This is a genomic window from Elusimicrobiota bacterium (genome assembly GCA_016788905.1).
Taxonomy (GTDB): domain Bacteria; phylum Elusimicrobiota; class Elusimicrobia; order FEN-1173; family FEN-1173; genus JADKHR01.
Genome location: JAEURZ010000011.1, coordinates 20,847 through 29,195, shown reverse-complemented (window position 1 = coordinate 29,195; position 8,349 = coordinate 20,847). Strand labels below are relative to the sequence as shown.

Annotated in this window: 7 protein-coding genes and 1 tRNA gene; all 8 read right to left on the bottom strand. The window is 54.1% G+C overall.

The annotated features are described in order from the left end of the window. Nucleotides 1-2: 2 nt before the first annotated feature. The 8 genes from JNK54_06125 to JNK54_06090 all read right to left on the bottom strand — a co-directional run bounded on the left by JNK54_06125 (nt 3) and on the right by JNK54_06090 (nt 8,308). Nucleotides 3-76: transfer RNA gene (locus JNK54_06125), tRNA-Gly, on the bottom strand. A gap of 29 nt (nt 77-105) precedes the next feature. Continuing rightward, entirely contained in the window at nt 106-1,638 is a 1,533-nt protein-coding gene (locus tag JNK54_06120; protein ID MBL8023842.1) for an HDIG domain-containing protein, read from the bottom strand. Further along, nucleotides 1,635-3,182 carry a long-chain fatty acid--CoA ligase gene (locus JNK54_06115; GenBank protein MBL8023841.1) on the bottom strand — a complete coding sequence of 516 codons (1,548 nt, stop codon included), beginning with the start codon at nt 3,180-3,182 and terminating at the stop codon, nt 1,635-1,637. The genes JNK54_06120 and JNK54_06115 overlap by 4 nt, the downstream gene beginning before the upstream one ends. After that, nucleotides 3,179-3,955 (bottom strand): ABC transporter ATP-binding protein, encoded by a 777-nt coding sequence (locus JNK54_06110; protein MBL8023840.1) that lies wholly within the window; start codon nt 3,953-3,955, stop codon nt 3,179-3,181. The genes JNK54_06115 and JNK54_06110 overlap by 4 nt, the downstream gene beginning before the upstream one ends. Then, nucleotides 3,952-4,917 (bottom strand): ABC transporter ATP-binding protein, encoded by a 966-nt coding sequence (locus JNK54_06105; protein ID MBL8023839.1) that lies wholly within the window; start codon nt 4,915-4,917, stop codon nt 3,952-3,954. Before JNK54_06105 ends, JNK54_06110 begins: the two co-directional genes overlap by 4 nt. Then, nucleotides 4,914-5,747, bottom strand: coding sequence for an ABC transporter permease (locus JNK54_06100; protein MBL8023838.1), 834 nt, complete (start codon nt 5,745-5,747; stop codon nt 4,914-4,916). Before JNK54_06100 ends, JNK54_06105 begins: the two co-directional genes overlap by 4 nt. After that, nucleotides 5,747-6,730, bottom strand: a complete 984-nt coding sequence (locus JNK54_06095) for an ABC transporter permease (GenBank protein ID MBL8023837.1) — start codon at nt 6,728-6,730, stop codon at nt 5,747-5,749. Before JNK54_06095 ends, JNK54_06100 begins: the two co-directional genes overlap by 1 nt. A gap of 3 nt (nt 6,731-6,733) precedes the next feature. Next, entirely contained in the window at nt 6,734-8,308 is a 1,575-nt protein-coding gene (locus JNK54_06090; GenBank protein MBL8023836.1) for a peptide-binding protein, read from the bottom strand. Nucleotides 8,309-8,349: the final 41 nt, after the last annotated feature.

The following is an 8,349-nucleotide window of genomic DNA, read 5'->3' as shown; positions in this document are numbered from 1 at the left end:
AGTGGAGCGGGTGAAGGGAATCGAACCCTCGTCTCAAGCTTGGGAAGCTCGCATTCTACCATTGAACCACACCCGCAAAGCTCTTGCTTCGACCGCGCTATTTTATCACGGAAGAAGCGATTTGGCCAGTGCCAGGGCGTCGGGTTTTGATTTCACCTCTCCCGCCGCTTGGCCTTCCCGGATGGCGTCCAACAGACGGCCCACCTCCGGCCCTGGTTTAATTTTAAGCGCTTTCATCAACTCTTTTCCATTAATGATTTTCGTGGGTTCGACGACTTCAGATTTTAAAAAATAATTTTCCAACATTTTCCGGATGGTTAGAAAAACTGGGTCCTTCCGGGATCGCCGAGCTCGGGGGGTCAAATAGGTAAAATGATCTCCCAACGCCACGATCAACATCCCCACGGCGTCCCCCTCCAAGTCCCGAAAGAATCGATACACCGCTCTGTCCGTTAACACAGGCTGATGCCCCAAATTCCCCGGTCGCATATGGGCCCCCACCTGACGAGAAAGGGAGCGGGATTCATTTGATGAAAAACGTAACCGCTCGGCAATTTCAGAGACCATCCTCGCCCCCACCGCGTCGTGCCCATAAAAGTGAAGTTTTCCCCCTTCCTTTTTAGCCGTCGCCGGTTTTCCAATATCATGAAAAAGCTCTACCAGCTTCAAATGAACAAACCGGGGATGTCCGCTCACGGGTTCAGCTAAATGTTTCGTAAGCGTCTTGTGAAAGGAGGGAAACTGATGGGGCAATTCCTCCAAAAGTTTTTCGAGAGACTGCACCGCCGCTATCGAATGGGACAAGACACCTCCCTTTCCATAATAGGCCTTCCCTGTTTTTCGCATGGGAACCACTTCCGGGAAAAGCACTTCCAGGAGCCCCGCTTGGTCCATTCCCGACAAGGTGTCTGCCGCGCGCGGCGTCGCCAGAAGGCGAAGAAGCTCCTCCCGAACCCGTTCGGGGGCACTCCGCCGTAACAACGGGTGGAAACGCCGAACATCGAAAGTCGTCTCTCGCGTCAGGGCAAACCCCAGTTCAGCGGAAAACCGAAACGCCCTTAACAGCCGAAGGGGATCCTCCCGAAGGCCCTTCGTTGAAATACGCCGGAGTTGACGCCCCTTCAAGTCCGCCATGCCCCCCGTCGGATCTAAAAGATGGTCACGCCACCCTCCCGTTCCCCACGCGGACACGGGAAGCGCCATGGCGTTCACCGTAAAATCACGCCGTTTGAGGTCCTCTAAAATACCGCGCCCTTGCAAACGAGAGAAATCCAAATCCGTGGATCCTTGGCTGGATTTCAGAACGACCCGATAGGTGCCTCGCTCCGCATCCAACGGAAACACCGACCCCTTGACCTCATGGGCAAACCGATGGGCCAGAGCCTGAGCGTCCCCGTCCACAGCGAAATCCACATCGGACGTGGGCCGCCCCAGAATCGTGTCACGGAGAAACCCACCCACAATCCAAACGTTTTCCTTGGAGGATTCACCCAAGTGACGCCGCCACACCTCCAACCCGGATTTCACATGAAGTAAGGGAGACTTTTTCTCTTTCTCGACGAGGCGGCCCTGACGACTCGGGCTCCGGGCCCTCTGCCCCTTGACGCTCTTCTCCCCTAATGCAAAGTCCGAGTTCATGTTTTTCTCCGTTTGGCCTGAGCTTCCAGGCGAAGATCTTTTTTTAATATTTTACCGATAGCGTTTTTTGGGAGTTCCTTCCAAAATTCGAAATCTTTAGGGATTTTATACGGAGCCAACCGCTTACGGCCGTGGTCCAGGAGGTCCACCTTTGAACACGTTTTCCCCTCTTTGAAAACGATGAAAGCCACGATGGTTTCGTCTCCCGTTTCGTCCGGAAACCCCACCACCGCGGCTTCCTCCACGGCGGGGTGGCTTTCCAGCGCGCGCTCGATCTCCACCGGATAGACATTCAATCCTTTCACAATCACCATATCTTTTTTTCGGTCCACAATGGACAAATACCCGTCTTCGTCCAGGCGCCCCAGATCACCGGTTTTGAGCCACCCGTCCTTAGTGAAACTGGCCCGGGTTTCTTCCGGCCGTTTGTAATAACCCGCCATCACGTTGGCCCCGCGCACACACACTTCCCCCACTTCCATGGGGGGAAGCGAACGCTCGTTGTCGTCCACCAATTTAATCTGAACCCCCGGAACCGCAACCCCCACCGTTCCGGCTTTCCGATCCTTATGGAGTGGGTTCACCGCGACAACCGGCGCGGCTTCGGTTAATCCATATCCCTCCAAGAGGGGAATGTGAAATGTCTTTTCAAAAGCGGTGAGTACCGCCGGGGGAAGAGCCGCGGCCCCCGAAATGGCGACCCGAACCGGATTGACCACCCGAAGAGCCAACGCTTTTATTCCCCGCACCTTCTGGGTCAGCGCCGAAAAAATTGGAGGCACACCACAAAACACCGTAACTTTGTGTTCCCAAATGGCTTTCAGAACCGGATCAAAGGGGAGAAGGGATTCCATGATCACGATGGGAGATCCCAATCGAATCGGCAGGAGCACGTTCACTGTCCAGGAAAACGAATGAAACATGGGCAAAAGACAGAGAAATCGATCTTTCTCGCTCACCTCAATGGCCTGACGGCAGGATTCCACATTGGCCATAAAATTGCCGTGAGTCAACATAACACCCTTGGGGAGACCGGTGGTCCCCGCCGTGTAGATCAGAAGGGCAAGAGCGTCTTCCCCGAGGGATGGATCCCCCTCCAGAGGAGAGCTTGGATCCAACAATCGGTCAAACGAGTCCTGGGCGTCTCCGTTATCCTTCAAAAAGACATGTTGCAAGGAAGGGCAGGTTTTCTGGGCCTCCCGGACAGACGTAAGGAATTCCCGAGACGTCAGACATCCCTTCACCCCTGCGTCGGAAAAAATAGAACCTATACGTTCCCCTCGTTCAAGGAAATTGACTGGAACCGCAATGGCGCCTAACCGAGCCAAGGCAAAAAACAACACAACAAATTCCGGCGCGTTGCGTAGCACGATCCCAAAGGTATCTCCCCGGCCCACACCCCGAGAAGAAAGTCCAGCGGCACAGCGTCCAACCTTTTCCTCCAGCTGTCCATAGGTCCAGACCTTACCGCGATAATAAAAAACGACGGCGTCAGGAGAACGCCGAGCGGTGTCCGCTAAAAGACGGTGCAAGGTTTTTGTCATCGGAGCATAACCGGAACAGCTTCCAACAACGCGCGCGTCACCGAATGGGCGGGCTGAGCCAACACCGGCCCCGTAAGACCGGATTCGACCTCGCGCCCTCCCGCTAAAATCAAAACACGATCGGTCATGTGGCGGACCACCGTAAGATCATGACTAATCAGAATCAGCGACAAATGAAAACGGTCTTTCAGATCTGCCAAAAGGTTAAGAATCTGTGCTTGAACCGACAAATCCAAGGCAGACACCGGTTCATCGGCGATCAGGAGGCGAGGTCCCACCGCCAAAGCACGCGCAATGGCAATCCGCTGCTTCTGTCCCCCCGAGAATTCGTGCGGATAATAGGATTGCGCGTCAGCGGGTAACCCCACGTCGGCCAACGCGGATTCAACAGGGACACGTTCACCCGTTCGTTTTTCCCTCGGATGAAGGACTTCCCGTAAAAGACTCCCTACGGATAATTTAGGGTTCAACGAGGCCGAAGGGTCCTGAAACACCATTTGCACATGCCCCGCCCATTGCCTTCGATTGAACTCTTTTTGAGAACGTCCTTCCCATAAAACCTGTCCGGAACTCGAATCCAATAGTCCGGCCACCACCCGCGCCAAGGTCGTCTTTCCAGACCCCGATTCCCCCACAAGGCCCAGGGATTCACCGGCAGACAAAGACAAGGAAACACGATCCAAAGCATGCACCTCTCCCCGCCGCGTTTGAAAAGCACCGCCACGCACGGGGTACGTTTTGGTGAGGTTTTTCGTTTCAAGGAGGGGCGTCATGGGACGGCCTCCGCGTAAAGGTGGCAGGACACTTGAACTCCCGGGGTCGAATGGGAGCGAAGGACGGGAGCCCGGCTGAAACAAAGATCAAAAGCTTGCGAACACCGGGGGTGAAAGGGGCACCCCATCGGAATGTCGAGAGGGCCTGGAGGCTGGCCCGGCAAGGCCGGGAGACGGGACTCCGTTCCAGTTAGGCGCGGAAGAGATTTCAAAAGACCCTGGGTGTAAGGATGGGCGGGTGTCTTCAAAACGGTGGAGGTTGGCCCGATTTCAACAATTTCTCCGGCATACAGGATCGCCAAACGGTCGGTTCGTTCGGACAACAACCCCACGTTGTGGGTGATGAGCAAAAGGGCCATGTGGAGTTCCCGTCTCAGATCATCCAACAGATTCAGAATTTCCCGTTGAACCGTAACGTCCAAAGCCGTGGTGGGTTCATCGGCAATTAACAGTTTGGGGTTCCCCGCGATGGCCATGGCTAAACAAACCCGCTGGCGCTGACCGCCGGACAACTGGTGGGGATAGGCCGCGTATAGTCCCGCGGGGTCTGGTAAACGAACCTGTCCGAACAGAGATAAGACCCGATGGCGGTTTCGACCACCGGAATGCCGTTCCAAGACTTCCTCCACCTGTTCGCCCACTGTCAACACCGGGTTCATGGAAGAGAAGGGATCTTGAAAAACGATCCCCATAGCCCCGCCCCGAAGATCGCGGAGATCCCCCGATTTCATAGAAAGAACCTCCGCGCCATCAAAAGTGAGTCGCGTGGCGGTTAGGATCGCCGGTTCGGGGATCAATCGTAACAGAGCGAGACCCAAGGTCGATTTCCCGGACCCCGACTCGCCCGCGATCCCTAACGATTCCCCCGCCGCCATCGAAAAGGAAACGTTCCGGACCGCGGGAATCCTTTTCCCCGATCGACGGTATTCCACCCGAAGGTTTTCAACAGACAACACGTTCACGCGTTCTCCCGAGGATCAAGGACATCCCGCAACCCTTCACCGAGCAGATTGAGCGCTAACACAGTCAGTAAGATGGCCACGCCCGGGAACACGGACAGCCACCAGGCCACATGCAAATAATCTTTCCCACTGGTTAAAATGTTTCCCCAAGACGCCATGGGCGGCTGAACACCAAGTCCTAAAAAGGAAAGGGCGGATTCCGTGAGGATGGCTCCCCCGACCCCTAAGGTTGCCGAAACCAGAATCGGTGCCACCAGATTGGGAAGCAGGTGAACAAAAAGAATCCGAGGAGACGAGAGCCCCAACCCTCGGGCCGCCAAAAGAAAATCCCGTTCACGAAGGCTCAGGGTTTCCCCTCGAACGAGACGCGCCAATCCAGGCCAAGAAGTGAATCCGATGACGGCCATAACGTTCCACAAACTGGGTTCCAGAAAAGCGATCACCATCAGAATCAAAAAGATCGTCGGAAAACACAGCACGATATCCACCGCTCGCATGAGCACCGCGTCCACCGCGCCACCGAAATAGCCTGCCAAAAGTCCCACCAAGGTTCCCAGGGTCACGGAAATGGCCACAGCCAGAATTCCCACTTGAAGGGACACACGCCCGCCGTGCAGAAGCCGGGAAAATACATCGCGACCTAAATCGTCGGTCCCTAGCCAATGACGTGGCGAAGGGGATTGAAGGCGTTCGGTCAGCTGTTGTTCGTTGGGATCGGCCCGGGCAAGGAAAGACGCCCCTATCGCAGACATCGCAATAAACAGGAGGACGAGCCCCCCCCCTAAAGCCAGGCGGTTGGAAAGAAACCGTTGTCCATAGAACCGCCACATTAGCGTTTTCCCGCCAATCGGATTCGCGGATCCACCACAGCGTAAGCCAGATCCGCAACCAGGTTCCCGGCCAATGTTAAAACAGCGGCAATGGTGCCCACCCCCATCACCACAGGGAAATCCCGGGCCATAATCGCGTCAAAACCTAAACGCCCCATACCGGGGAAAGCAAAAATTGTTTCAAAGATAAACCCACCCCCAATCAAGTCCGGTAAGGAGAGCCCCAGAATGGTGATGACAGGGATCAGAGCATTCCTCAACGCGTGGCGGCCAATCACGCGGGATTCAGAAAGTCCTTTCGCACGGGCTGTCCGAATATAATCCTGGCGAATGACCTCCAGCAATCCGTTCCGAACAAAACGAGAGAGCCCGGCCAACCCGGTAAACGCCGAGATAAAGACGGGCAGAAGCAAATGTTTTCCTGTATCCATCCAATAGGAGACGAAAGACAACTCGTCCGCGTTCAGGGCGTGCAACCCAGAAAGGGGCAACCAAGCCAATCGGACCCCAAACAAAATCATCAACATCAGGGCCAGCCAAAAGGTGGGAACCGAGAAACCAACAAAGACAAAAACAGACACCGCCCGGTCCCAAAAAGTATTTTGCTTCACCGCCGCGAGGATCCCCAGAGGCACCGCCACGACAAATATAAGCCCCAAAGACAAAACATTGAGTAGGAGGGTATTGGGCAACCGTTCGCCGATCTTTTCGATCACCGGCCGATCATCTTTAAAGGACCGTCCGAAATCAAGCCGAGACAAACGCTTGAGCCAACTCCCGTATTGAACATACCAGGGTTTGTCTAGATCATAAAGGGCCACAAACTTTTTACGCTGTTCGTGAGCGGAAACCCGCGCGCTCAAATCCGTGGCCCCAGCCGTGAGCCCCCCCGGTGCCAACCGCATGACCAAAAACGTCATCAAGGTAATCCCCACAAGGGTCACCAACGTAAGCGAAAGCCGCCGAAGAAGGTAGGCCGTCAACAGCTACCTCGCTAAACGGTAACGCTGGAGTTGTTGGGGAACAAACCATTCCCGAAAGTTCCACCCAATCCCCGCCGGTGCCACAAGAACGTTTTGAAAACGGTTATGAACCGTGGGAAGAGAATCCGGGTAATACAGAAAAATATAAGGCATATCCTGGGCCACGATTCGATGCAACTGTCGATAAATATTCCGTCTCTCTTTCGGATCGAAAGTACGTCGCCCTTCTTCCCACAACCGGTCAGCCGTTGGGTTATTGTAGCCGACAAAATTGTATCGTCCTTCCCCCTGCTGACTGGAATGCCAAATCAAATATTGATCCGGGTCCCGCCCCAGATTCCATCCCAGGATAATGGCATCAAAGTTCCCCTTATCAACAAAATCATGAATAAAGGAAGACCATTCCAACACCCGAACATCGACCCTAACTCCGATCCGCGCTAAATGGGCCTGCAAAATAAGCGCCGTCTGTTCCCGAATTTTATTGCCTTGATTTGTAATGACGGTAAAAGAAAAGGGTTTCCCATCCCGATCCAAAATACCGTCCCCGTTTGTGTCACGCCAACCGATCTCGGCCAGGAGATTCTTTGATTGGGCAGGATCAAAGGGAACGTCCTCCACAGCAGGGTCGAACGCCAAAGAAGAGGGTGGAAAAGGGCCCGTGGCGGAACGACCAAACCCCAACAGAACACCATCAATAATTTCGCGTTTGTCCAAGGCCATACCCAAAGCCCGGCGAACACGAATGTCTTTAAACAAATCCCGCTTTAGGTTGAACCCGAAAAAGGTGTAGCTGAAAGAGGGATAACGAAACTTTTTATGGTTTTGAAAAAAAGAATCGTAGGCCATGTATTGGTCCGGGCGCAGCCCCATGAAATCAATGGATTGGTTGCGAAGTTCCAAGAATTGAACGGAACTGTCTGGAATCACTCGGATCACCACCCGGTCAATAAAAGGACGCCCTTCAAAGTAGTCCGGGTTAGCCACCAAGACCGCTTTTTCGTCAGTTTTAAGTTCCACGAACCGATAGGGCCCCGTCCCCACCGGCGCCCGGTTCGCGGGATGGGTATTGAAAGCCCCGTTTTGAAATACATGCTTAGGAATTATCCCCATACCCCAAGATTCCAACGCCGGGGCAAAGGGCTCTTTGTACTCCACCCGAACCGTGTGGGCGTCTACCGCCACAACGGATTTCACCAAATTAAAATCCGAACCATAGGGCGTCAATACGTTGGGATCAATCAACCGCTCGTAAGTAAACACCACATCCTGAGCCGTAAAGGGAACGCCGTCATGCCAACGAACATTTTTACGTAATTTAAAAATAATTTCCAAACCGCCCTGCAGAACCTCCCAGGATTCTGCCAAATCTCCCACCAATTTTAAATCACGGTTGTATTTCACCAAACCATTAAAAAGATATCCGTTCACCGACCCGGAGGCCGAATCCGAAGCGAGGAGGGGATTCAGCCGCGAGGGATCCCCTAAGGAAGCCTCCACATAAGTGTCCCCCGTTACAGGAAGAGATTCAATGGAAGAAAGGGCCGGTTCGGGAACAGGATCCCGTCCACAACCCATGAATAAAGGGATTAGGAGCAAAGCAAAAATCAAGGGAGAGG